This is a genomic window from Mycobacterium palustre (assembly GCF_002101785.1).
Classification (GTDB): Bacteria; Actinomycetota; Actinomycetes; order Mycobacteriales; family Mycobacteriaceae; genus Mycobacterium; species Mycobacterium palustre.
Genome location: NZ_LQPJ01000095.1, coordinates 35,004 through 59,314, shown reverse-complemented (window position 1 = coordinate 59,314; position 24,311 = coordinate 35,004). Strand labels below are relative to the sequence as shown.

The following is a 24,311-nucleotide window of genomic DNA, read 5'->3' as shown; positions in this document are numbered from 1 at the left end:
AAGCCGTGAGCTCACACTGAAGTCCGTGAACCCACACTGAAACGCCCTACAGCCATTCGTTGCGGCGGAATTGGAAGTACAGCACCAGGCAGACGACGGCCATCCCGGCCAACACGCCGGGATAGCCCCACGTCCAGTTCAGCTCGGGCATGAAATGAAAGTTCATGCCGTAGATGGCAGCGACCATCGTGGGCACCGCCAAGATGCCGGCCCAGGCCGCCATCTTGCGCATGTCGTTGTTCTGCTGCATGCCGACGCGGGCCAACGCCGCCTGCACCAGCGAGTTGAGCATTTCGTCGTAGCTGGTGATCTGGTCGGCGGCCTGCGACTGGTGATCGGCGATGTCGCGCAGGTAGCGCCGCACCTCCTTGGAGATCAGGTCCTTGTTTTCCACCTGCATGCGATGGAAAGCCACCGACAGCGGGGCCACGCACCGGCGCAATTCGACGACCTCGCGCTTGAGCAAGTAGATCGGCTCGACGTCGAGCTTGCGGCCGGGCGCGAACGCCACTTCCTCGATGCTGTCGATGTCCGCCTCGATCAGGCTGCTCACCTCGAGGTAGTGATCCACCACGTTGTCGGCGATGGCGTGCATCACCGCGTACGGCCCCAGCCGCACCTGCTCCGGGTCGGCCTCCATGCGCCTACGCACCTCGGACAACCCGCCGTGTTCGCCGTGGCGGACCGTGACGACGAAATCCTTGCCGACGAAGATCATGATCTCGCCGGTCTCCACGATCTGGCGGGCCGCCACCACCGACTCGTGGGGGACATAGCTGACGGTCTTGAGGACCAGGAACACCGTGTCGTCGTAGCGCTCGAGCTTGGGCCGCTGGTGCGCGCACACCGCGTCTTCGACGGCCAGCGCGTGCAACCCGAAAACGTCGGCGACGTCCTGCATCTGGCCCTGGTCGGGCTCGCGCAGGCCGACCCAGACGAACGCGTCGCGCCCGAGCGTTTCGATCTGGCGGACCTTCTGCACGGCGGCGGCGTAGGTGAACTTGCCGGGCAGCCGCTGGCCGTCGGCATAGACGGCGCAGTCGACTAGGGTCGGCGCCTCTTCGGTCGGCTCGGGTGCGGGGCGGACGGCCGGCTCGTGCACGAGCGGCCGCAGCACCTCGGGTAGCGCGTCAGGCCCGGGGAACATTTTCACCTCCGATCGCAGCGAGAGCGGTGCTCAATGCTACGCGTCCTGGCGAAACACGGCCTTAAAAGTGCGGGCCAGCCGCGACCGGAGGTTTCGGGCCGGCGGGGGTGCGCTAGTTTCGACGTCGAACGAATCCGGACCTACTCCATAAGGAGCACACCGACGTGAGCGCAAGTCCTGTCAAGGTCGCCGTCACCGGCGCCGCCGGCCAGATCGGCTACAGCCTGTTGTTCCGCCTGGCCAGCGGCGCGCTGCTGGGGCCCGACCGCCCGATCGAGCTGCGGCTGCTGGAGATCGAGCCCGCGCTCAAGGCGCTCGAGGGTGTCGTGATGGAACTCGACGACTGCGCGTTCCCGCTGCTGGCCGGCGTCGAGACCGGCGCGGACGCCAACAAGATCTTCGACGGCGTGAACCTGGCGCTGCTCGTCGGCGCCCGGCCGCGCACCAAGGGCATGGAGCGCGGCGACCTGCTGGAGGCCAACGGCGCGATCTTCACCGCGCAGGGCAAGGCGCTCAACGAGGTCGCCGCCGACGACGTCCGCATCGGCGTGACCGGCAACCCTGCCAACACCAACGCGCTGATCGCGATGAGCAACGCGCCCGACATCCCCCGGGAGCGGTTCTCCGCGCTGACCCGCCTCGATCACAACCGCGCGATCTCGCAGCTGGCCAAGAAGACCGGCGCCGCGGTCACCGAGATCAAGAAGATGACGATTTGGGGCAACCACTCGGCCACCCAGTACCCCGACGTCTTCCACGCCGAGGTCCGCGGCAAGAACGCGGCCGAGGTCGTCGGCGACCAGTCCTGGATCGAGAACGACTTCATCCCGACCGTCGCCAAGCGCGGCGCGGCCATCATCGACGCGCGCGGCGCCTCGTCGGCCGCATCGGCGGCGTCGGCGACCATCGACGCCGCCCGCGACTGGCTGCTGGGCAGCCCGAGCGGCGACTGGGTTTCGATGGCGGTCATCTCGGATGGCTCCTACGGCGTCCCGGAGGGCCTGATCTCCTCGTTCCCGGTGACCACCAAGGACGGCGACTGGTCGATCGTGCAGGGACTGGAGATCGACGAGTTCTCCCGCGGCAAGATCGACGCGTCCACCGCCGAGCTGGCCGACGAACGCAGCGCGGTCACCGAGCTGGGCCTGATCTAGCTCGCGCCCCGGACATTAGCCCTACTAATGGGTAGCCCGTACCCTGAGGCGGTGCCTGAGACCGTGCATCCCCAGATGGCCATCGTCGACGACGAGATCTTCGACGCGCACGTAGGCGGCAAGCTTTCGGTCGCGCTGAAGGACCCGCTGGACACCCAGCGCGCGCTGTCGATCGCCTACACCCCGGGCGTGGCGCAGGTCAGCCGGGCGATCGCCGCCGACCGCACCCTGGCCGCCCGCTACACCTGGTCGAACCGGCTGGTGGCCGTCGTCAGCGACGGCAGCGCGGTGCTCGGCCTGGGCGACATCGGGCCGGCGGCGTCGCTGCCGGTGATGGAGGGCAAGTGCGCGCTGTTCCGGTCCTACGGGGGGCTCAACGCGATCCCTATCGTGCTGGACACCAAGGATCCCGACGAGATCGTCGAGACCCTGGTGCGGCTGCGGCCGACGTTCGGCGCGGTCAACCTCGAGGACATCTCCGCCCCGCGCTGCTTCGAGATCGAGCGCCGGGTCATCGAGGCGCTGGACTGCCCCGTGATGCACGACGACCAGCACGGCACGGCGATCGTCGTGCTGGCCGCCCTGATGGGCGCGACCAAGTTGCTCGGCCGTGACATGTCCTCCCTGCGGGTGGCGGTGTCCGGCGCCGGCGCGGCCGGTGTCGCGTGCACGAATCTTCTTCTGGCGATGGGTGTTTCGAATATCACCGTGGTCGACTCCCGCGGCATCCTGCACACCGGGCGCGACGACATGAACGCCGTCAAAGTCGCCCTCGCGCGGCGCACCAACCCCGACGGCCTCACCGGCGGAATGGTCGAGGCGCTAAAAGGTGCCGACGTCTTCCTCGGCGTGTCGGGGGGCGTGGTGCCCGAGGAGCTGATCGCGACGATGGCGCCCGACGGGATCGTCTTCGCGCTGTCCAACCCCGACCCGGAGATCCATCCCGACGTCGCGGCGCGGCACGCGGCGGTGGTGGCCACCGGCCGCAGCGACTTCCCGAATCAGATCAACAACGTGCTCGCGTTCCCCGGCGTCTTTCGCGGCGCGCTGGACGCCGGGGCCCGCCGGATCACCGAGAAGATGATGGTGGCCGCGGCCGAGGCGATCTTCTCCGTCGTCAGCGACGACCTCGCCGTCGACCGGATCGTGCCCAGCCCGCTGGACTTGCGCGTCGGGGAGGCGGTCTCCAAGGCGGTGGCCCTGACGGTCGAAGCGTCCGACACCACGGGGTGAGGCTCGCCAGGCTGGCCGCGCTGCTGCTCGCCGCGGTGGTGGCGGCGGGCTGCGGTGGCCACACCGCCGATCACCGCCCCGAGTTGGTGGTCGGATCCAAGCCCGGCCCGGAGTCGACGCTGCTGGCCGCGGTGTACGTGGCGGCGCTGCGGTCCTACGGGTTCGCCGCGCGCCCCGACACCGCCGCGGACCCGATGGCGAAGCTCGATTCGGGCGCGTTCACCGTCGTCCCGGCGTTCACCGGGCGCACGTTGCAGGCCCTGCAGCCAAGCGCGTCGGTGCTGTCCGACGCGCAGGTCTACCGCGCGATGATCGCGGCGCTGCCCGAGGGCGTGCTCGCGGGCGATTACACCACGGCGGCCGAGGACAAGCCGGTGCTGCTGGTGACGCAGGCCACCGCCAAGGCGTGGGGCGGCCGGGATCTCAGCCTCGAGCTGAGCGCGCTACCCAAACATTGCGACGGGCTGGCGGTCGGGGCCGTTGCCGGCTTCCAGGCGCCGTCGGTCGTCGGATCGTGCCGGCTGCCCATCCCACGCGAATTCCCCGACGACGCAGCGCTTTTCGCGGCGCTTCGGTCCGGGAAGCTGACCGCGGCGTGGACCACCACCGCCGACCCCGGCATCCCGGCCGACCTGGTGTCACTGGCCGACGGCAAGCCCGCGCTGATCCGGGCCGAGAACGTGGTGCCGCTGTATCGGCGCAACGCGTTGAGCGATCGGCAGCTGCTGGCGATCAACGAGGTGGCCGGCGTGCTGGACACCGAGGCCCTGGCCGACATGCGCCGCCAGGTGGCCGGCGGCGCCGACCCGCAGGCGGTCGCGGGCGGCTGGCTGGCCGAACACCCGCTGGGGCGCTGACGGGCTGCCCGCGTAGGCCATCGAGAGTGCGCCTAGAGACACCGTCAGCGACTCGCACCCGCGCCGGGCGCAGGCGCGGCGGGGCGCCGCACCCGATTCAGGCCTTGGGGCCCATGATCCGGCCGATGACGGGGCCGAACAGCTGCTGATAGTAGGGCCCGGCGAGGCGCACCATCACGTCGAGGATTTTGGCGTCCGTGCCGACCAGAACCCGGGCCCGCTTCTTGCGGACGGCGTCGAGAATGACCTGGGCGGCCCGCTCCGGGCTGGTCTTGGCGAGCCGCTTGTCGAACAGCTTGGCCAACTGGTCCCGGTCGAGGCCTTCGGCGGCGGTGGCGTTGCGCGCGATCGCGGTCTTGATGCCGCCGGGGTGCACCGTCGTGACGGCCACCGGCCGGCGGGCCAGGATCATCTCCTGGCGCAGGGCCTCGCTGAAGCCCCGGACGGCGAACTTGGCCGAGTTGTAGGCCGCCTGTCCCGGCACCGAGAACAGCCCGAACACGCTCGAGATGTTGATGATGTGGCCGTCCCCGGAGGCGATCACGTGCGGGAGAAACGCCTTGGTGCCGTTCACGACGCCCCAGAAGTCGACGTCCATCACCCGTTCGATGTCCTTGAACGCGCTGACCTCGATGTCTCCGGTGAAGGCGATGCCGGCGTTGTTGTAGATCTGATTGACCTTGCCGAAGTGCTCGTTGACCGCGTCGGCGTAGGCCAGGAACGCCTCGCGCTCGGTCACGTCCAGCCGGTCGGCCTTGACCGGCGCATTGATGGTCTTCAGCTGCTCCTCGGTGTGCCCCAGCCCCTCGAGGTCGACGTCGCTGATCGCCACCTTGGCGCCCGAGCGGCCCAGCTCTATGGCCAGCGCCTGCCCGATACCCGAACCGGCGCCCGTAACCACGGCGACTTTCCCGGCGAACCCCTGCATGAGCACCCTCTCTGTCGGTTGGCTCGTTGCATCGAGGCTAGCCGGTACCCGCGGTACGCCCTACACGGACCTCGGCGGGGCCATCAGAACAACCGGCGTGCGCGCAAAACGACGGCCAGCGCGACGTGCGATCTAGGCGAACGCCGTGTCGAGGATTTCCTGCTGCTCGACGGCGTGCACCTTCGACGAGCCCGACGACGGCGCCGACATCGCCCGCCGCGAGATGCGCTTGAGCCCGGTCAGCTTGTCGGGCAACAATTCCGGCAGCTCGAGTCCGAACCGCGGCCACGCGCCCTGGTTGGCCGGCTCCTCCTGCACCCAGAAGAATTCCTCGACGCTCGGGTAGCGGTCCAGCGTCTCGTTGAGCCGGCGCTTGGGCAGCGGGGCGAGCTGTTCGATGCGCACGATCGCGACGTCGTCGCGGTTGTCCTTGGCCTTGCGCGCCGCCAGCTCGTAGTAGATCTTCCCGCTGGTCAACAGGATTCGCCGGACCTTGCCGCGGTCGCCGATGCCGTCCTCGTAGGTGGGCTCCTCGAGCACCGAGCGGAACTTGATCTCGGTGAAGTCCTTGATGTCGCTGACGGCAGCCTTGTTGCGCAGCATCGACTTCGGCGTGAACACGATCAGCGGGCGCTGGACCCCGTCGAGGGCGTGCCGCCGCAACAGGTGGAAGTAGTTGGACGGCGTCGAGGGCATCGCGATGGTCATCGAACCCTCGGCCCACAGCTGCAAAAAGCGCTCGATGCGCCCGGACGTGTGGTCAGGGCCCTGGCCTTCGTGGCCGTGCGGCAGCAGCAGCACCACGTTGGACAGCTGGCCCCACTTGGCCTCACCGGAGCTGATGAACTCGTCGATGATCGACTGCGCGCCGTTGACGAAGTCGCCGAACTGCGCCTCCCACAGCACCAGCGCGTCGGGATTGCCGACGGTGTAGCCGTACTCGAAGCCGACGGCGGCGTACTCCGACAGCGGCGAGTCGTAGACCAGGAACCTGCCGCCGGTCGGCGTGCCGTCGGGGTTGGTCGCCAGCAACTGCAGCGGGGTGAACTCCTGGCCGGTGTGGCGGTCGATGATCACCGAATGCCGCTGGGAGAAGGTGCCGCGGCGGGTGTCCTGCCCGGTCAACCGCACCAGCTTGCCCTCGGCCACCAGCGAGCCGAGCGCCAGCAATTCGGCGAAGGCCCAGTCGATCTTGCCCTCGTAGGCCATCTCCCGGCGTCTTTCGAGCACCGGCAGCACCCGCGGGTGCGCGGTGAAACCTTCGGGCAGCGCCAGGAACGCGTCGCCGATGCGGGCCAGCAGCGACTTGTCCACCGCCGTGGCCAGCCCGGCCGGCACCATCTGGTCCTCCTCGATCGATTCGCTGGGCTGGACCCCGTGCTTCTCCAGCTCGCGGACCTCGTTGAACACCCGCTCCAACTGGCCCTGGTAGTCGCGCAGCGCGTCCTCGGCCTCCTTCAGCGAGATGTCGCCGCGGCCGATCAGCGCCTCGGTGTAGCTCTTGCGGGCCCCGCGCTTGGTGTCGACGACGTCGTACATGTACGGGTTGGTCATCGACGGGTCGTCACCCTCGTTGTGGCCGCGGCGCCGGTAGCACAGCATGTCGATGACGACGTCCTTCTTGAACCGCTGGCGGAAGTCGACGGCCAGCTTGGCCACCCACACGCAGGCTTCCGGGTCGTCGCCGTTGACGTGGAAGATCGGGGCCCCAACCATTTTCGCCACGTCGGTGCAGTACTCGCTGGACCGCGAGTACTCCGGCGCGGTGGTGAAGCCGATCTGGTTGTTGACGATGATGTGGATCGTGCCGCCGACGCGGTACCCGGGCAGGTTGGCCAGGTTCAGCGTCTCGGCGACCACGCCCTGCCCGGCGAACGCGGCGTCGCCGTGCAGCATCATCGGCACCACGGAGAAGGCCTTCTCGTCGCCCCGGTCCTCGGCGCCGCGGTCCAGCAGGTCCTGCTTGGCGCGCACCAGGCCCTCCAGCACCGGGTCGACGGCCTCCAGGTGCGACGGGTTGGCGGTCAGCGACACCTGAATGTCGTTGTCGCCGAACATCTGTAGGTAAACGCCGGTGGCGCCGAGGTGGTACTTGACATCGCCGGAGCCGTGCGCCTGTGACGGGTTCAGGTTGCCCTCGAACTCGGAAAATATTTGCGAGTACGGCTTGCCGACGATGTTGGCCAGCACGTTGAGCCGGCCGCGGTGTGGCATCGCGATGACGACCTCGTCGAGGCCGTGCTCGGCGCACTGGTCGATCGCCGCGTCCATCATCGGAATCACGCTCTCGGCGCCCTCAAGCGAAAAGCGTTTCTGGCCAACGTATTTGGTCTGCAGGAAGGTCTCGAATGCCTCGGCGGCGTTCAGCCGGCTCAGGATGTATTTCTGTTCGGCGACGGTCGGTTTGACGTGCTTGGTCTCGATCCGCTGCTGCAGCCACTCCTGCTGCTCGGGCTCGAGGATGTGGGTGTACTCCACGCCGATGTGGCGGCAGTAGGCGTCGCGCAGCAGCCCCAGCACGTCGCGCAGCTTCTTGTATTCGCAGCCGGCGAAGCCGTTGACCTTGAACACGCGGTCGAGGTCCCACAGCGTCAGCCCGTGGGTTTGCACGTCGAGGTCGGGGTGGCTGCGGAACCGCGTTCCATCCAGCCGCAGCGGGTCGATGTCGGCCATCAGGTGACCCCGGTTGCGGTAGGCCGCAATCAATTCCATGACCCGGGCGTTCTTAACGACGATCGAGTCGGGGTTGTCGGTGCTCCAGCGCACCGGCACGTACGGGATGGACAGCTCGCGGAAGATCTCGTCCCAGAAGCCGTCCGAGAGCAGCATCTCGTGGATGACCCGCAAAAAGTCGCCGGATTCGGCGCCCTGGATGATGCGGTGGTCGTAGGTCGACGTCAGGGTGATCAGCTTGCCGATGCCTAGCTCGGCGATGCGCTCCTCGCTGGCGCCCTGGTATTCGGCGGGGTATTCCATGGCACCGACGCCGATGATGGCGCCCTGGCCGGCCATCAGCCGGGGCACCGAGTGCACGGTTCCGATGGTGCCCGGGTTGGTCAACGAAATCGTCACGCCCGCAAAGTCTTCCGCCGTCAGCTTGCCGTCGCGGGCGCGCCGGACGATGTCTTCGTAGGCGGTGACGAACTGCGCGAAGCGCATGGTCTCGCAGCGCTTGATGCCGGCCACCACCAACGAGCGCTTGCCGTCCTTGCCCTGCAGGTCGATGGCCAGGCCCAGGTTGATGTGGGCCGGGGTCACCGAGGTGGGCTTGCCGTCCACCTCGGCGTAGTGGCGGTTCATGTTGGGGAACTGCTTGACCGCCTGCACCAGCGCGTAGCCGAGCAGGTGGGTGAAGGAGATCTTGCCGCCGCGGGTGCGCTTGAGCTGGTTGTTGATGACGATTCGGTTGTCGATCAGCAGCTTGGCCGGAACGGCGCGGACGCTGGTGGCCGTCGGGACGTCCAGCGACGCGGACATGTTCTTGACCACGGCCGCGGCGGCTCCGCGCAGCACCTGGACCTCGTCGCCGTCCGCCGGCGGGGGAGTGGCGGCCTTGGCGGGCGCCGCCGGCGCGGGCGCGGTCGCGGTCGCCGCGCCGTTGCCTCCCGCGGGCTTTGCCGGCGGCGCCGCCTTGGGTGCGGGGGCGGCGGGGGGAAGTCCGTCGCCGGGGGCGGCGGCCAGTCCGTCGCCGGGGGTCGTCGAGGCGGGCGCCGCGTCCGACGCCGGCTCAGGGTTGTAGTCGACCAGGAACTCGTGCCAGCTGGGATCCACCGACGACGGGTCGTCGCGGAACTTGCGGTACATCTCCTCGACCAGCCACTCGTTTTGGCCGAATGGTGAACTGATGTTGCTCACGGCCGCTGTTCGCCTCAATTCCTCTGCTGTGCAAGCGCTTTTGCGCGGCGCCCGCGACTTTCTGCGCCCCAGAGGGTGGGGCACCTCACACGCGCGGCGGGTCTCGAACTTTCCGCCCCACTAAGGCTAACCTTTTGCCGGTGATCCGCGAGCGCAACCGGGTGTGACCGCGGCTGCTAGCCGGCTTCGTGGACCGGGGGCAACAGCCGCAGCGGGCTGGGCCACCGCGCCGGCGCGGGGCCGAACGCCCGGCGGGCGTTGCGGACGATCTTCTTGCCCGCCAGGTAGTTGCCGATGGCGCCGACGAGCGCGCCGACGCCGACCGGAAGCAGCTTGCCGAAGAGCAGCGCGCCGCGGCGCACGGTGTACCGCTTGACCCACGACTTGAGCAGCCGCTGGTTCAGTCGCGACATCGACGACAGCGGCAGCGTGGCCACGCTCTCCGAGATCCAGCCGCCGTTGGTGCGGCCGGGCCCGACCAGCTCGGCGACGGCGTGCTTGCTGTTGTCGCCGGCCAGCACCGACAGCACCAGCGCGCGGCGCCGTTCCCGGTGGTCGGCGGGGATGCCGTGGACCACCGCGAGCGCCAGCACGAACAGCGCGGTGGCCTCGAGGAACGCCACGGTTTCGGCCGCGGCCGCGGACAGCGCGCTCAGCGTCCCGATCCCGGGGATGGTCGCGGCCGCGCCCACCGCGACGCCGCTGGCCGTGACCACCGACAGGTAGCGCTTTTCCAGCTTGGCGGCGATCTCCGCCGGACGGGCGCCCGGGTGCGCGTGCCGCAGCCGGGACACGTAGGCCTCGGCCGCCGGGCCCTGCACGCGCGAGCTCCGCTCGATGACCTGCGCCAACGCCCGCGCGGACGCCTTGGGCCGGCCGCCCGCGGCGGCCGCCTGGTCCTCAGACGCCGGTAAAGCTTTTCCCCGTCGGGCCCACATGTCGCTCATCCTGTTGCCGGTCCTGGCCTCTTTTCGCGAAAAAAGGTGCTTCCAGGCTAACCCGCCCGCCGCGGAACCCGGCCAGACCGGCCCCGAGTGGCCCCGAGTAGGCCCCGGGTAGGCCCCGACTGGCCTCGACTGGCATCGCCTCGCCGCCCCGGGCACCTCATCGGCTCACCGGCCATAATGCAGGCTAAGACAGGTCGGTGACGATTCGGGCCGCTCGTCGGGTGTGGGCAGGCCGACCGGACAGACGTTCAGACGTTCCTGTGGGGAGCTGAAGCGGGGTGGTGGGATGACCACGGCGGCGCCACGGTCGCCCGGGGGATCCCGGCGCGCTCGCCCCGGCCGCGGGGGCCTCCAGAACCGCGGGAACCTCGGCGGGACCTCGCAGCACGGCAACCCGTGGAACGCGCTCTGGGCGATGATGATCGGCTTCTTCATGATCATGGTCGACTCGACCATCGTCGCCATCGCCAACCCGACCCTCAAGGCCGGCCTGCACGCCGGCTACGACGCCGTGGTCTGGGTGACCAGCGCCTACCTGCTGGGGTATGCCGTGGTGCTGCTGGTCGCCGGGCGGCTCGGCGACCGGTTCGGCCCCAGGAACCTCTATCTGCTGGGGCTGGTGATATTCACCGCCGCCTCGCTGTGGTGCGGGCTGTGCGGCAGCGTCGCCATGCTGATCGCCGCCCGCGTCGTGCAGGGCATCGGCGCCGGGGTGCTCACCCCGCAGACGCTGTCGGTGATCACGCGGACGTTCCCGGCTCAGCGGCGCGGGGTCGCCGCCAGCGTGTGGGGCGCCACCGCGGGCGTGGCCACCCTGGTGGGGCCGCTGGCCGGCGGCGCGCTGGTCGACGCGCTCGGCTGGCAGTGGATCTTCTTCATCAACATCCCGATCGGGATCATCGGGGTGGCGCTGGCCGTGTGGCTCATCCCGGCGCTGCCCACCCAAATGCACCGGCTGGACCTGGTCGGCGTCGCGTTGTCCGGCGTCGGCACGTTCCTGATCGTCTTCGGCTTGCAGCAGGGGCCGGCCGCCCACTGGCAGCCGTGGATCTGGGCGCTGATCGTCGCCGGGGTCGGATTCATGTACGCCTTCGCCTCCTGGCAGGCCGTGAACCGAAACGAGCCGCTGATCCCGCTAAACATCTTCCGCGACCGCGACTTCACCGTGTGCAACGTCGGGGTCGCCGTCGTGTCGTTCGCGGCGACGGCGATGATGGTGCCGCTGCCCTTCTACGCCCAGGCGGTTTGCGGGCTGTCGCCGACGCGCTCGGCGCTGCTCATCGCGCCGATGGCGGTCGCCAGCGGTGTGCTCGCGCCGTTCGCCGGCCGGACCGTCGACCGATGCCATCCCGGGCCCGTGCTCGGTTTGGGGTTCTCGCTGCTGGCGACGGGGCTGACGTGGCTCGCGCTCGAGATGGCGCCCGGCACGCCGATCTGGCGGCTGGTATTGCCGTTCGTGGTGATCGGCGCCGGGATGGCGTTCGCGTGGTCGCCGCTGACGGCCACCGCCAGCCGCAACCTGCCGCCGCGGCTGGCCGGCGCCGGCTCGGCCGTCTACAACTCGGTCCGCCAGCTCGGCGCGGTGCTGGGCAGCGCCGGCATGGCCGCGTTCATGACGTCGCGGATCGGCGCCGAGATGCCGGCGCAACGGCCCGGCGAGTCGGCGGACGAGGCCGGTGTCGTCGTGCAACTGCCCGAGTTTTTGCGCGAACCGTTTTCGGCCGCGATGTCACAGTCGGTGCTGTTGCCGGCCTTCATCGCGTTGTTCGGGATCATCGCCGCGCTCTGGTTGCTCGGGTTCCCGCGCGCGGCGTTGCCGGGCGGCGGCATTCCCGACGACGGCGACGTCGCCGATGTCTACGGCGACGACGATGACTACGTCGAACTCCTGCTGGCGCGTGAGCCGGAGGACCAATCGGCGCCCGTAACCGCGCCGGCCCCCGAGCCCGTGGCCCGCCCGCGCCCGCCGCGCCCCGACCCCTGGCGCGGACCGCTGGGCGACCGGGTTTCGCCCGGAGCGCCGATCGGATTCGCGCACAACGGCTTTCACATCGACGCCGGCAAGCGTCTGCGCCCGGTGGCAGGGCCGTCGGCGCGGCACCGCCACCGTTCCGATCCCGACGACGATCCCAGCAGCTACGGCCGGCACTCTAGGTAGGTCGCGTCAGCGCCAGGAACGCCCCCAAATCGATCAGGCCGGCCGGCGTCGCCGGCAGGTATTCGGTCAGCAGCCGAGAGTGCACGATCACCGCGGCGTACTGCGCCCGGCTCACCGCGACGTTGAGCCGATTCCTGTTGAGCAGAAACGAGATTCCCCGCGGCACCACGTCGACCGACGAGGCCGTCATCGACACGAAGACCACCGGCGCCTGCCCGCCCTGGAACTTGTCGACCGTCCCGACCCGAACCGAGCCGAGGCCGGCCTCGCTCAACCGCCGGCGCACCAGCGTCACCTGGGCGTTGTAGGGCGCCAGCACCAGCACGTCGCCGGCGGTCAGCGGCCGGGTGCCGTGCTCGTCGGTCCACGACCGGCCCAGCAGTCGCCCGATCTCGGCGGCGATCGCGTCGGCCTCCTCCGGGCTTTCCACGGAATTGCCTTGGTGCTCAACGGAAACCACCCGGACGCCGGGCGGATGGCCGTCGAGGCGGCGCGCGGCGGTGCAGTCGTGGGAATGCAGGCGTCCCTCGTAGGCCAGGGCCGAGACGGCGGCGCAGACCGCTGGGTGCATGCGGTAGGACAGGTCGAGGAAGTAGCCACGCTCGTCGGGCAGCGTGCGCCGGCCGTCCACCAGCCAGTCCAGCGCGGAGGTGTCGACCGGCTCCGGGTGGGTGCCCTGGCTGACCTGCGGCAGCTGCTGGGGGTCGCCGAGCAGCAACAGGTTGGCGGCGGCCGGCGCCACCGCGATCGTGTTGGCCAGGCAGAACTGGCCCGCCTCGTCGATCACCAGCAGATCCAGGCTGCCCGGCGGGACCCGGCTGGTGTTTGCGAAATCCCATGCGGTGCCGCCGATTACACAGCCTCGCGTGTTCGCGATGAACGCCGCGTACTCGCCGCCGTCGATCTGCTGCCAGCGCGGCGCGTGGCGGTCGTAGCGCTTCTTGGCCACGCGCGACGGGTCCAGGCCGGCGTCGATCACGCAGTCCAGCAGGTTCTCCACGGTGGCGTGCGATTGCGCCACCACGCCGACGCGCCAGCCATGCGCGGCGACCAGCCGCCCGATCACCCGGGCGGCGGTGTGCGTCTTGCCGGTCCCCGGCGGACCGTGCACCGCCAGATAGGACGAGTCCAGATCCAGCGCCGCCGCGGTGATGTCGGCGACGGTGTCGGCGGTGCGGGGCAGTGGTGCGCCGCTGCGGGTGCGCGGCGCGCGGCGCAGCAGGATGTCGATCGCGGCGGTGCGCGGCAGCGCCGGCAACCCGTCCGCGACCGTCGCCGCGGTCGCCTCGATCGACTCCCGCAGCGCCGCGGTCGGCACCGGCGGGCCGGGCGTGAGCGCGAACGGCAGCTGCTCAAAGGTGTTGCCGTCGGCGCCGACTCGCTCGACGATGACCACCTCGGTGGGCACCGCCGGGTCGTCGACCGCGATCACCTCGGCCCGGCCGGCCGCCCGCCGGTCGGGGCTGTCGGTCATGCCCGGCGGGGCCGGGGGCTCGTAGAGCGCGAACACGCTCGTCGTCAGGTCGCCGCGGGCCAGCTCGCCGCGGAGCCGTACCGTGCGGCGCGGCTTGCGCGCGCGGGGCGGGACGTGCCAGTCGTCGCCGACCGACGCGCTGTCGGCGAGGAACACGTCGGTGTCGTCGGCCCATTCGTCGACGGGAAAGTTCAACCGGTCGAAATGGGCCCACCAGAACGGCTTGTCCTCGCGCCGGTGGTAGCCGCGCGCCGCGGACACCAGCGCCACCGCCGTCTGCTCGGGCGTGCGCTGGCCGACGCCCGCGTCGCCGGTGAACGCCGCCAAAGTCAGCGCCAGCTGGTCACGGTCGTCGACGGTGTTGCCTTCCCGAACCGGCTGGGCGCCAACGGGTATGACGCCGGCTTCGTAGGCGCGTAGCATCAGCCAGTTGCGCAGCTCCTGCGTCGAGGTGCAGTCGTAGTGGTTGTAGTCCTCGATCTCCTTGAGCACCGAGGCGGCGTCGTCGAGCCGGCCGGCGGCGCGCAGCTCGCAGAAGCGGGCGTAGGAGTTCATCGATTCGGCGGCCGTGGTGACGTCGCCGGCGCGCAACCGCGCGCCCATGTACAGCGGCTCGAGCGCCTTGAGGCTGAACGACTCCGATCCCACGCGAATGCTCTTGCGCACCAACGGGTACAGGTCGACCAGCGTGCCGCTGCGCAGCAGTTCGTCGACGTCGTCCTCGCCGACCCCGTACCGCCCGGCCAGCCGCAGCAGCGCGGTCTTTTCGTATGGGGCGTAGTGGTAGACGTGCATGTTCGGGCGGCGCCTGCGACGCTTTTTCACCATCGCCAGGAAGTCGGTGAGCGCCTTGCGTTCGTCGACCCGGTCGTGCGCCCACAGCGGGTGAAACTTCCCGGTTGCCTCCAGGACGCCGAAGAGGTATTCCAGGCCCCAGTCGTGGCCGTCGGCGGTCCACAGCGGGTCGCCCTCGAAGTCGAAGAACAGGTCGCCGGGATCCGGCTCGGGCAGCAGCGTCAGGGGCTGCGGATCGACGATCTCGTATTGCGGGACGCCGCTGTCGCGTTGGCGCACTTGGAGTTTGGCCTGGGCTGTCAATTTGTGCAGCGCGCTTGGCGCGAGGTCGGGCACCGGCCCGGTATGGCCGGCCAATTCGGCGACGGTGCCGATCCCGGCGTCGACGAGCTTGTCGCGCTGGGTGATTCGCATGCCGGCGACCAGCAGGAGGTCGTCGGCGGCGCGCAGCTGCTCGGTGCACAGGGGACAGCGCAGGCACGCCGCCACGCCCTCGTCGGCCCAACGGACGGGGGCGCCCGCGGCGTAGTGCTCGTCGAGCAGCCGCTGCAGCAGCGCGCGCTGGGAACGGTAGACCGGGACCAGGTCGCCGACGCGGTAGTGCACTTTCGCGCCGTCGCCGAGCTCCAGCTCGGCTTCCGGTGCGACCGGCACGCCGGAGGCGGCCAGCGCGTCGGCGTAGGCCGCCAGCTGCAGCAACGCGGTGACCTTGGGCGAGCGTGCCAGCTTGGTGTCGGTGACGCGGTACCGCTCGCCGTCGAGGATCAGGAAGTCGGCGAAGCCGACGAAACGGCCGTCGAACATGGCGGCCTGATACACCACCGGCGCGCGGTCGGCGACGGCACGCCGGGTCGCCTCGGCGGCGGCCGTCAACCCGTCCAGCGTGTAGGCGGGGCGGCCGATGATCGCGACCCCGTCGCCGAACTCGTCGCGCAAGCGGTCGAGCCGGCGGCGCTCGTGCTCGGTGCCCAGCGCGGACGTGCGGGCGAGCAACTCGTCCTCGACGGCGACCGCGGGGCCCCGGCCCAGTTTGGCGTCGAAGTCCCGAAGCAGGGCGTACTCACAGCGCGCGGCGGCCGCGAGATCCGATGCGCTGTAGACGATGCTGTCGCCTGCGACGAACACAGCAGCAACTGTAGGCCGGCCGACCGACACTCCAGACGACCCCGGAGCCGACCCCGCCGCGCGGATCGTCGAAAACGGCCGTATTCGCGGTTTGTTGGAATTCGGCCAGCCTGCAACGGTGAAATCTCATGCAGATCAACCAAAGTGGTAGCTTCGGTTTGGTGATCGTTACGGGGGCCTTTCTTGCCGAAGCAGCCTCGGTGGTCGACAACAAACTTAACGTCGCCGGCGGCGTGCTGTACAGATATCTCGTCGGGGCGGACCGGTCGGCCAGATTCGTGCTCGTGGTGCTGATCCAGACCGAGACCGGCGCCCCGGACCGGCGGATCGACGTGGCGATCCGGCCCCCCTCGGGCGACGAGCCGCGGCACATCACTTACGAGGTGCCCGAAGCCGCCGTCAGCTCCGAGATCGGGTTCGCGTTATTCCCTGTCGCGGCCAGGCTGCCCTTCGACGGCCGCTGGGTGATCGTGGTCACCGGCGGCCCGGGAACCGTTTCCCTTCCGCTGGTTGTCAACGGCTGAAGGCCCGCCTCACGCGCCCGGCTTGTTGCCGATCAGCTCGACCCCGCTGCCGTTCCACCGGAACTTCACGGTGGTAGTCAGGCCGTTGATGCCGCTGGGGGACGTCAGCGCCACCGTGTCGCCGGTGGTTTGCGACGCGTCGATGCCGTTGAACCCGTAGGTGTCGGGGACCCCCTGCGGGATGAACTGGCCGAGGTGGAACAGCACCGCTCGCGTCGTCGGGTTCACGGCGTTGGTGTTGGCCTTGATGATCACCGCCGACAGCTGGGCGCACTGGTTGTAGTTGCCGGCCAGCGGTTCGGGGTTCCACGGCTGCTGACTGCGCGGGTCGCGGGGCAGCTCGGAGACCACCTTGGCGATGGTGGGGGAGGTCAGGTTGGTCGCGCACGGATCCGAGGGGACGCTGGGCGGGGCGGCGAGGCCGGACGTGGGGATCGGGGTGGCCGGCGCGGTGATCGACGCGGTCGCCGTCGTCGTCGCCTGGGGCGTCTTGGCGACGGTGGAGTCGCCCGAACCGCACCCGGACAACGCGAGGGACGCCGATGCGAGGACGGCCACGCCGCTCAGCGCGCGGCAGGGTAGCGAGCACACATCGCGCAACCGTACCGCGATCGGCCCCGCGGGTGTGGCAGGGCGCGGCTGCGTCGCGCGCGGGGCCCTCAATGCCGGGCCGGCGACCTGGGGTTGAGGCCCACCCCGCGCCGATCGCGACCGGCCTCGCCTTCGCCACTAGACTTCTTGTCCTGATGACCCTCCCGGACGGCCCGCCCGAGGCTGCCTCTCCCGCGTTTGCCGACCTGCAGATTCACCCTGCCGTCCTGCGGGCGCTCGACGACGTCGGCTACGAGACCCCGACCGCCATCCAGGCCGCGACGATCCCGCCGCTGATGGCCGGATCCGACGTGGTCGGACTCGCCCAGACCGGCACCGGCAAGACCGCGGCCTTCGCGATCCCGATCCTGTCCAGAATCGACGCCAAGAGCACCGCGACCCAGGCCCTGGTGCTCGCGCCCACCCGCGAGCTGGCGCTGCAGGTGGCCGAGGCGTTCAGCCGCTACGGCACACACCTGCCCAAGATCCACGTGCTGCCGATCTACGGCGGCTCGTCCTACGGCGTGCAGCTGGCCGGGCTGCGGCGCGGCGCGCAGGTGGTGGTCGGCACGCCGGGGCGCGTCATCGACCACCTGGAGCGCGGGACGCTGGACCTGTCGCACATCGACTACCTGGTGCTCGACGAGGCCGACGAGATGCTCACCATGGGTTTCGCCGAGGACGTCGAGCGCATCCTGTCCGAAACCCCGGAATACAAGCAGGTTGCGCTGTTCTCGGCGACGATGCCGCCGCCGATCCGCAAGCTCACCACCAAGTACCTGCACGATCCCGTCGAGATCACCGCCAAGGCCAAAACCGCCACCGCGGAGAACATTTCGCAGCGCTACATCCAGGTCGCCGGTCCGCGCAAGATGGACGCGCTGACCCGGATCCTGGAGGTCGAGCCGTTCGAGGCGATGATCGTCTTCGTGCGCACCAAGCAGGCCACCGAGGAGGTCGCCGAAAAACTACGGGCCCGAGGGTTTTCCGCGGCCGCCATCAACGGCGACATCCCGCAGGGCCAACGGGAGCGGACCGTCGCCGCGCTCAAGGAGGGGGGCTCCAAAGGCGTCGACATCCTGGTGGCCACCGACGTGGCCGCGCGCGGGCTGGACGTGGACCGGATATCGCACGTGGTCAACTACGACATCCCGCACGACACCGAGTCCTATGTGCACCGCATCGGGCGCACGGGCCGGGCCGGGCGTTCGGGGGCCGCGGTGTTGTTCGTGTCCCCGCGGGAACGTCACCTGCTCAAGGCGATCGAAAAGGCCACGCGGCAACCGCTCACCGAGGCCGAGCTGCCCAGCGTAGAGGACGTCAACGCCCAGCGGGTGGCCAAATTCGCCGACTCCATCACCGACGCGCTCGGCGCCCCGGGAATCGAGCTGTTTCGCAGGCTGGTCGAGGACTACGAACGCGAGCACGACGCCCCGATGGCCGACATCGCCGCGGCGCTTGCGGTGCAGTCCCGCGACGGCGAGGCGTTTCTGATGGCCCCCGAACCGCCCCCCGAGCGGCGCGAACGAACTCACGAAAAATCAAGGTTCCCAAGGGACTTCGCCACCTACCGCGTCTCGGTGGGCAAGCGGCACCGGATCGGCCCAGGAGCGATCGTCGGCGCCATCGCCAACGAGGGCGGCCTGCACCGCAGCGATTTCGGCCACATCGCCATCGGGCCGGACTTCTCCCTGGTGGAGCTGCCGGCCAAGCTGCCGAAGTCGACGCTGAAAAAGCTTGAGCAGACCCGCATCTCGGGCGTGTTGATCGACCTTCGGCCGGATCGGTCGCCGGCGAAGGCAAAACCTCGCAAGAGACACGCCGGATGACGCTATCCGAGGAACAAGACGCCCAGGGCGGCCTCGAGCAGACCTCCCACGTCGACCGCGTCGCGTCGCTGACCGGCATCCGCGCCGTCGCCGCCCTGCTCGTCGTCGGCACCCACGCGGCGTACACCACCGGCAAGTACACCCACGGCTATTGGGGGCTGGTCGGGGCCCGGCTGGAGATCGGCGTGCCGATCTTTTTCGTGCTGTCGGGGTTCTTGCTGTTCCGCCCCTGGGTGAAGGCGGCGGCCACCGGCGGCCCGGCGCCGTCGCTGGGTCGCTATGCGCGCCACCGGGTTCGGCGCATCATGCCCGCCTACGTCGTCACCGTGCTGTTCGCCTACGTGCTGTACCACTTCCGCGAGGCCGGCCCCAACCCCGGGCACACCTGGCTGGGGCTGGTGCGCAACCTGACGCTGACCCAGATCTACTGCAACGGCTACCTGGGCAAGTACCTTCATCAGGGCCTGACCCAGATGTGGAGCCTCGCCGTCGAAGCCGCCTTCTATGTCTCCCTGCCGCTGTTGGCCTACCTGCTGCTGGTGCTCATCTCCCGGCGGCAATGGCGGCCCAGGCTGGTGCTCGGCTCGCTGGCCGCGTTGGCGCTGATCAGCCCGGCCTGGCTGGTCCTGGTGCACACCGATCACTGGTTCCCCGACGGCGCCCGGCTGTGGCTGCCCACCTACCTGGCCTGGTTCCTGGGCGGCATGGCGCTAACCGTGCTCGCGGAGATGGGGGTGCGCTGCTACGCGTTCATGGCAATACCGCTGGCGATCGTCTGCTACTTCATCGTGTCCACCCCGATCGCGGGCGCGCCCACGACGTCGCCGGCCACCCTGAGCGAGGCCGTCGTCAAGACGATGTTCTACGCGGTGATCGCGGCGCTGGCGGTGGCGCCGCTGGGAATGGGCGACCAGGGCTGGTATTCGAGGCTGCTGGCCAGCCGGCCGATGGTGTGGCTGGGCGAGATCTCCTACGAGATCTTCCTGATCCACCTCATCACCATGGAATTCGCGATGGTGTACATCGTGCGCGCCCACGTCTACACCGGATCGATGCTGTACCTGTTCGTCGCCACGCTGGTGATCACTATTCCGCTCGCGTGGCTGCTGCACCGGTTCACCCGGGTCAAGGACGGCTGAGCGCCGAGCGCCAAACGGCTAACCGCGCGCGGACACCGGGGTCACGATCGGCACGACGAACTCCTCGATCATCGCCCGCTCGTCGGCCTCGTCCTCGCCGGGGTACATCAGCAGCGACGTGATCACCCGCACCACCCAGCGGGCCCGGCGCTCGACGACGGCGGGGTCGTCGGCGCCCAGCGAACGGAGGAACGCGGCGGCCAGCGCCGTGATCACCTCGGAGTGTCCCGCCAGCTCGCCGCCGATCGGCGGCCGGGTGACGGCGAACCACGACGACAGCGCGGGGCTTTCCCGAACCATCCGCAAGGTGGCGAGCATGCTCGCGACCAGCCGTTCCCGCGGGTCGTCGATGCCGGCGATCCGCTCGGCGATCGCGCGGCTGAGCCGGTGCGTCTCGCGGTGCACGTACGCGGTGCGCAGCGCCTCCCGGTTCTCGAAGTAGCGGTACAGCGTCGCCCGGGAACAGCCTGCGGCACTGGCGATCTCGTTCATCCCGATCGATGCCTGGTCGCGCTCGGTGTAGAGCCGCTCTGCCGCGTCGAGTATCCGGTCCGCGGCCACCTCGCCGCGGCTCGCGGCCAACCAGTCGGGCATCAGGCCACCCGGATCGGCACCGACAGCGGCCGGCGCACGTAGCTGCCGCCTGACCAGACGATCCCGGCCTCGTCGACCTCGAAATCCGGGCAGCGGGCCAGCAATTCGGTCAGCGCCACCCGCGACTGCATGCGGGCCGCCGCGGCGCCCAGGCAGTGGTGCGCGCCGTGGCTGAAGGTCAGGATGTTGCGGGGGCAGCGCCGCACGTCGAGCTCGCCCGCGTCCGGCCCGTATTGGCGTTCGTCGCGGTTGGCCGACCCATACAGCAGCAACACCTTGCGACCGGCCGGGACGGTGGTGTCGCCGATGGTCACGTCGCGGGTGGTCGTGCGCGCCAGCCCCTGCACCGGGGACGTCAGGCGCAACAGCTCCTCGACGGCGTCGGGAATCAGCCCCGGATCGTCGACCAGCAGCCGCCGCTGGTCGGGGCGCTGGTGCAGCAGGGGCATTGAGCCGCCGAGCATTCCGGTGACGGTGTCGTTGCCGCCGGTGACCATCGTGAAGGTGAACGCGAGCACCGACAGCGTCCCGGAGATGTCGCCGTCGGCGCCGACGCCCGCGGCCACCAGGTGCGAGATCGTGTCGTCCCCGGGTTGGGTGCGGCGCCGCTCGATCAGCGCGGTGAAGTAGGCCATCATCGACCCGACCGCGTCCAGCGAGGTACCGATCCCGGCGTCGGACGTGTTGGCCGCGACGATCGCCTGGGTCCAGCCGTCGAACTGCACCCGGTCCTCCTCGGGCACCCCGAGATAGTGCGCGACCACCATCGAGGGCAGCGGCTTGAACAGCTCGGTGACGATGTCGCCACCCCCGGCGGCGCGCAACCCCTCGATGCGCTCCACCACGAACTCGCGCACCTTGGGCTCGACGGCTTCCACCTGTCGCGGCGTGAACCCGCGCGACACCAGCTTGCGAAACTCGGTGTGCACCGGCGGGTCCTGCATCACAAAGGGTGGATTGTCCTGCAGCCCAATCAGGTCCAGCTCGCCGTAGTTGACGGTCAGGCCTTGCGCGGAGGAGAACGTCTCGTGGTCGCGGGCGGCGGCCCACACGTCGGCGTGCCGGGAAAGCACGTAATAGTCGTCTTCGGGGCGGGTGGCGGGGACGACGTGGTGCACCGGGTCGTGATCGCGCAGCGCGCGATACATCGGCCACGGATTGGGCCAGGTCTCGGCAGTGGCGAGCTGGAACCTCACCGGCACGTCATGAGACACAGCAGCGGTCATGTCTCATTCGTACGACATATAGGAACGGGTGTCAACCCGGATGAGCGCCCGCTCGAACAGCGGATTAGATCGCCGCGCCCGGGTTCAGGATGCCCAGCGGGTCCAGCGCCTGCTTGATGCGCCGGTTCAGCTCCATCGCCTCGGGGCCCAAATACCCGTCGAGCCAGGGCCGCTTGAGCCGGCCGACGCCGTGCTCGCCGGTGATGGTGCCGCCCAGGCCGACGGCCAGGTCCATGATCTCGCCGAACGCCAGGTGCGCCCGCTCGGTCATCGCGGCGTCGGCGGGGTCGTAGACGATCAGCGGGTGGGTGTTGCCGTCGCCGGCGTGCGCGATGACCGAGATCATCAGGTCGCGCTCGTCAGCGATGCGCTCGATCCCCGTCACCAGCTCGCCCAGCTTGGGCAGCGGCACCCCGACGTCCTCGAGCAGCAGCGACCCCTTGGCCTCCACCGCCGGGATGCAGAACCGCCGGGCCGCGACGAAGGCCTCGCCCTCGTCGGGGTCGTCGGTCGAAAACACTTCCGTCGCACCGGTTTCCGCGAACACCTCCGCGATCACCGCGGCGTCCTGGCTGCCGGCCCGGCCGCGTTCGTCGGAGCCGGCCACCAGCATCGCGGCCGCCCCGCGGTCGAGGTCCATGCGCAGGGTGTCCTCGACGGCGTTGATCGCCACCGAATCCATGAACTCCAGCATCGAGGGCCGCAGCCGCGCAACGACTCCCAGCACCGCGTCGACGGCCGCGGACACCGAGTCGAAGGTGGCCACCACCACGCTCGACGAGTTCTGCGCCGGCAGCAGCCGCAGCGTCACCTCCGTGATGACGCCCAGCGTGCCCTCGCTGCCGACGAAAAGCTTGGTCAGCGAAAGCCCCGCGACGTCCTTGAGGCGCGGGCCGCCCAACCGCACCGCGGTGCCGTCGGCCAGCACCACCTGCACGCCCAGCACGTAGTCGGTGGTGACGCCGTATTTCACGCAACACAACCCGCCGGCGTTGGTGGCGATGTTGCCCCCGATGCTGCAGATCTCGAACGACGACGGGTCGGGTGGATACCACAGGCCGTGCTCGGCGACGGCCTTCTTCACCTCCGCGTTGAACAGGCCCGGCTGGCACACCGCGGTGCGGGTGACGGGGTCGACGGAAATGTCGCGCATCTTTTCCGTCGACAGCACGATGCCGCCGTCCAACGCGGTCGCGCCGCCGGACAGGCCACTGCCGGCGCCGCGGGTCACCACCGGCACCCGATGGGCCGAGGCCCACCGCAGCACGGCCTGCACCTCCTCGGTGCGCCGCGGCCGGACCACGGCCAGCGGCTTGCCCGCCGACGGGTCGAAGGCGCGGTCCTGCCGGTAACCCTCGACGATGGCGGGGTCGGTGACCACCATGCCGTCGGGCAGCTTGGCGACCAGCTCGGCCAACGCATCCACGCCGTTGATCCTACGGTCCGGGTTCGGTGACGAGCTCCGGCGCGCGGTCCAGCTCGCACAGCGAGGGCAGGCGGGTGGCAACGAGCCCGATCAGCGCGATCGGCACCCCCAGCGCCAAAAAGGTGACCTTCAGCCCGGCGGCGTCGGTCAGCGGGCCGGCCACCAGCAGGCCAAGCGGGCCCGCGGCGTAGGTCAGGCCCGTCATCACGCCGACCACCCGGCCGCGCAGGCGGTGCGGCGCGCGGGTCTGCATGACGTAGTTGTAGATCGGCTGGATCGGCCCGTAGACCACCCCGATCACCCCGCACAACACCAGGATCACCGGCAGCGGCGGCAGGGCCGCGATGCCGATCGCCGCGGCGCCGAAGGTGAGGATGGCCGTCAACAGGGCCGGTCGCCGCCGCGTGTATCTGGCCAGCGCGGCATACCCGAAAGCGCCCGCCACGCCGCCGCCCGCCAGCGCCATCAGCGCCCAGCCCAGCTGCGCCGGCTGGTGGCGGTCGGAGAAGTACTTGGGGAACAGCACGCTTTCCATCGGCAGGTACAGGGCGGTGACGGCCAGGTCGATGAGCCCCAGCGTGCGCAACACCCGCAGGCTCCAGACGAACCGCATCCCCTCCACGACGCCGGACACCAGCCCGTCGGGGCGAGCCGCGGCCAGCGGCGGGCCGGCGCCCTGCAGCCGCAGCGCCCCAATGGTCAACAGCGACAACGCGAATGCTCCCGCGGTGATCCACATCGTGTTGATCCCGCCGACGGTGGCGATCATCAGGCCGCCGACGCCCGGGCCCACGATGAACCCCAGGTTCAGGATCGCCTCGTAGGTGCTGTTGGTGCGATCCAGCGACCACCCCGCCCGGGCCGCGGCCTCGGGCAACATCGACTGCCGCGCCGTCGTCCCGGCCGGGTCGAAGGCGGCCGAGAAGAAGGCGAGGACGGCCAGGACGGCGACGTTGAGGGCGCCCGCACCGGCAATCCCCGCGATCGCGGGGACCGCGATCACCGCCGCGCCGGACAGCGCGTCGGCGACCAGCGACACGCGGCGGCGCCCGAAAAAGTCGACCGCCGCCCCGGCGACCAGCGTGGACAGCACCAGCGGCACCGTCATGGCGGCGGCCACCACCGACGCGTCGCGCGCGCTGTCGTGGTGCTGCAACGCCAGCCACGGGAACGCGACGATCGAGATGCCGGTCCCGGCCGTCGCCATCAGCGCGGCGAAGAGGATCAGGAAGGCGGGGCCGCTGCTTTTCATGGGATATCGCGGCTGAATGTAGCGCCAATGCGGTGTGGCAAGCGACCGATTTTCGGT

At 70.0% G+C, this 24,311-nt stretch carries 17 protein-coding genes; 7 read left to right on the top strand and 10 right to left on the bottom strand.

The window, feature by feature from the left end; genetic code table 11:
* Positions 1-46: 46 nt before the first annotated feature.
* Complete coding sequence (corA, locus tag AWC19_RS11110) at positions 47-1,147, bottom strand: magnesium/cobalt transporter CorA (RefSeq protein WP_085078158.1); 1,101 nt, start codon at positions 1,145-1,147, stop codon at positions 47-49.
* Positions 1,148-1,311: 164 nt separating this feature from the next.
* Here corA and AWC19_RS11105 point away from each other — a divergent pair, with 164 nt between their 5' ends.
* Genes AWC19_RS11105 through AWC19_RS11095 form a run of 3 tightly spaced genes read left to right on the top strand, consistent with a single transcriptional unit; the run spans position 1,312 to position 4,391 of the window.
* Positions 1,312-2,301, top strand: a complete 990-nt coding sequence (locus tag AWC19_RS11105; protein ID WP_085078138.1) for a malate dehydrogenase — start codon at positions 1,312-1,314, stop codon at positions 2,299-2,301.
* A 27-nt stretch (positions 2,302-2,328) separates the two neighbouring features.
* A complete protein-coding gene (locus AWC19_RS11100; RefSeq protein WP_085078135.1) occupies positions 2,329-3,534 on the top strand; it encodes an NAD(P)-dependent malic enzyme in 1,206 nt (401 codons plus the stop codon).
* Positions 3,531-4,391: a glycine betaine ABC transporter substrate-binding protein gene (locus tag AWC19_RS11095; RefSeq protein WP_085078133.1), complete on the top strand. Its 861-nt coding sequence runs from the start codon at positions 3,531-3,533 to the stop codon at positions 4,389-4,391. Before AWC19_RS11100 ends, AWC19_RS11095 begins: the two co-directional genes overlap by 4 nt.
* A 97-nt stretch (positions 4,392-4,488) precedes the next feature.
* Here the strand turns inward: AWC19_RS11095 and AWC19_RS11090 are convergent, their stop codons facing one another.
* From AWC19_RS11090 to AWC19_RS11080, 3 genes are all read right to left on the bottom strand, one after another.
* Positions 4,489-5,319 (bottom strand): SDR family NAD(P)-dependent oxidoreductase, encoded by an 831-nt coding sequence (locus tag AWC19_RS11090; protein WP_085078132.1) that lies wholly within the window; start codon positions 5,317-5,319, stop codon positions 4,489-4,491.
* 132 nt (positions 5,320-5,451) lie between these two features.
* Positions 5,452-9,174 carry a multifunctional oxoglutarate decarboxylase/oxoglutarate dehydrogenase thiamine pyrophosphate-binding subunit/dihydrolipoyllysine-residue succinyltransferase subunit gene (locus AWC19_RS11085; RefSeq protein WP_085078130.1) on the bottom strand — a complete coding sequence of 1,241 codons (3,723 nt, stop codon included), beginning with the start codon at positions 9,172-9,174 and terminating at the stop codon, positions 5,452-5,454.
* A gap of 176 nt (positions 9,175-9,350) precedes the next feature.
* Entirely contained in the window at positions 9,351-10,112 is a 762-nt protein-coding gene (locus AWC19_RS11080; protein ID WP_085078128.1) for a hypothetical protein, read from the bottom strand.
* Positions 10,113-10,407: 295 nt separating this feature from the next.
* Between AWC19_RS11080 and AWC19_RS11075 the strand changes: the two genes are divergently transcribed.
* A complete protein-coding gene (locus AWC19_RS11075) occupies positions 10,408-12,279 on the top strand; it encodes an MFS transporter (protein WP_085078127.1) in 1,872 nt (623 codons plus the stop codon).
* Here the strand turns inward: AWC19_RS11075 and AWC19_RS11070 are convergent.
* Positions 12,272-15,673, bottom strand: a complete 3,402-nt coding sequence (locus tag AWC19_RS11070) for a TM0106 family RecB-like putative nuclease (protein WP_085078125.1) — start codon at positions 15,671-15,673, stop codon at positions 12,272-12,274. The genes AWC19_RS11075 and AWC19_RS11070 overlap by 8 nt on opposite strands.
* 164 nt (positions 15,674-15,837) lie before the next feature.
* Between AWC19_RS11070 and AWC19_RS11065 the strand changes: the two genes are divergently transcribed.
* Positions 15,838-16,197: a hypothetical protein gene (locus AWC19_RS11065; RefSeq protein ID WP_085078156.1), complete on the top strand. Its 360-nt coding sequence runs from the start codon at positions 15,838-15,840 to the stop codon at positions 16,195-16,197.
* Positions 16,198-16,206: 9 nt separating this feature from the next.
* On the opposite strand, the gene AWC19_RS11060 is transcribed toward AWC19_RS11065, so the two are convergent.
* Entirely contained in the window at positions 16,207-16,797 is a 591-nt protein-coding gene (locus tag AWC19_RS11060; RefSeq protein ID WP_085078124.1) for an LppP/LprE family lipoprotein, read from the bottom strand.
* Between the two features lie 146 nt (positions 16,798-16,943).
* Here AWC19_RS11060 and AWC19_RS11055 point away from each other — a divergent pair, with 146 nt between their 5' ends.
* Both AWC19_RS11055 and AWC19_RS11050 read left to right on the top strand, forming a co-directional pair.
* Positions 16,944-18,617 carry a DEAD/DEAH box helicase gene (locus AWC19_RS11055; protein WP_085078122.1) on the top strand — a complete coding sequence of 558 codons (1,674 nt, stop codon included), beginning with the start codon at positions 16,944-16,946 and terminating at the stop codon, positions 18,615-18,617.
* A complete protein-coding gene (locus AWC19_RS11050; protein WP_085078120.1) occupies positions 18,614-19,756 on the top strand; it encodes an acyltransferase family protein in 1,143 nt (380 codons plus the stop codon). The genes AWC19_RS11055 and AWC19_RS11050 overlap by 4 nt, the downstream gene beginning before the upstream one ends.
* A gap of 18 nt (positions 19,757-19,774) precedes the next feature.
* On the opposite strand, the gene AWC19_RS11045 is transcribed toward AWC19_RS11050, so the two are convergent.
* The 4 genes from AWC19_RS11045 to tap all read right to left on the bottom strand — a co-directional run bounded on the left by AWC19_RS11045 (position 19,775) and on the right by tap (position 24,254).
* Entirely contained in the window at positions 19,775-20,350 is a 576-nt protein-coding gene (locus AWC19_RS11045; RefSeq protein WP_085078118.1) for a TetR/AcrR family transcriptional regulator, read from the bottom strand.
* Positions 20,350-21,576, bottom strand: a complete 1,227-nt coding sequence (locus tag AWC19_RS11040; RefSeq protein ID WP_085078116.1) for a cytochrome P450 — start codon at positions 21,574-21,576, stop codon at positions 20,350-20,352. The genes AWC19_RS11045 and AWC19_RS11040 overlap by 1 nt, the downstream gene beginning before the upstream one ends.
* A gap of 64 nt (positions 21,577-21,640) precedes the next feature.
* Entirely contained in the window at positions 21,641-22,960 is a 1,320-nt protein-coding gene (locus AWC19_RS11035; protein WP_085078155.1) for an FAD-binding oxidoreductase, read from the bottom strand.
* 52 nt (positions 22,961-23,012) lie between these two features.
* Positions 23,013-24,254: a multidrug efflux MFS transporter Tap gene (gene tap / locus AWC19_RS11030; RefSeq protein ID WP_085078114.1), complete on the bottom strand. Its 1,242-nt coding sequence runs from the start codon at positions 24,252-24,254 to the stop codon at positions 23,013-23,015.
* Between the last annotated feature and the right edge of the window lie 57 nt (positions 24,255-24,311).

Coding starts and splice junctions, on each gene's coding strand:
- corA (WP_085078158.1), bottom strand. CDS start 1,147: ATGTTCCCCGGGCCTGACGCGCTACCCGAGGTGCTGCGGCCGCTCGTG.
- AWC19_RS11100 (WP_085078135.1), top strand. CDS start 2,329: ATGGGTAGCCCGTACCCTGAGGCGGTGCCTGAGACCGTGCATCCCCAG.
- AWC19_RS11090 (WP_085078132.1), bottom strand. CDS start 5,319: ATGCAGGGGTTCGCCGGGAAAGTCGCCGTGGTTACGGGCGCCGGTTCG.
- AWC19_RS11080 (WP_085078128.1), bottom strand. CDS start 10,112: ATGTGGGCCCGACGGGGAAAAGCTTTACCGGCGTCTGAGGACCAGGCG.
- AWC19_RS11075 (WP_085078127.1), top strand. CDS start 10,408: ATGACCACGGCGGCGCCACGGTCGCCCGGGGGATCCCGGCGCGCTCGC.
- AWC19_RS11055 (WP_085078122.1), top strand. CDS start 16,944: ATGACCCTCCCGGACGGCCCGCCCGAGGCTGCCTCTCCCGCGTTTGCC.
- AWC19_RS11050 (WP_085078120.1), top strand. CDS start 18,614: ATGACGCTATCCGAGGAACAAGACGCCCAGGGCGGCCTCGAGCAGACC.
- AWC19_RS11045 (WP_085078118.1), bottom strand. CDS start 20,350: ATGCCCGACTGGTTGGCCGCGAGCCGCGGCGAGGTGGCCGCGGACCGG.
- AWC19_RS11040 (WP_085078116.1), bottom strand. CDS start 21,576: ATGACCGCTGCTGTGTCTCATGACGTGCCGGTGAGGTTCCAGCTCGCC.
- AWC19_RS11035 (WP_085078155.1), bottom strand. CDS start 22,960: ATGGTGGTCACCGACCCCGCCATCGTCGAGGGTTACCGGCAGGACCGC.
- tap (WP_085078114.1), bottom strand. CDS start 24,254: ATGAAAAGCAGCGGCCCCGCCTTCCTGATCCTCTTCGCCGCGCTGATG.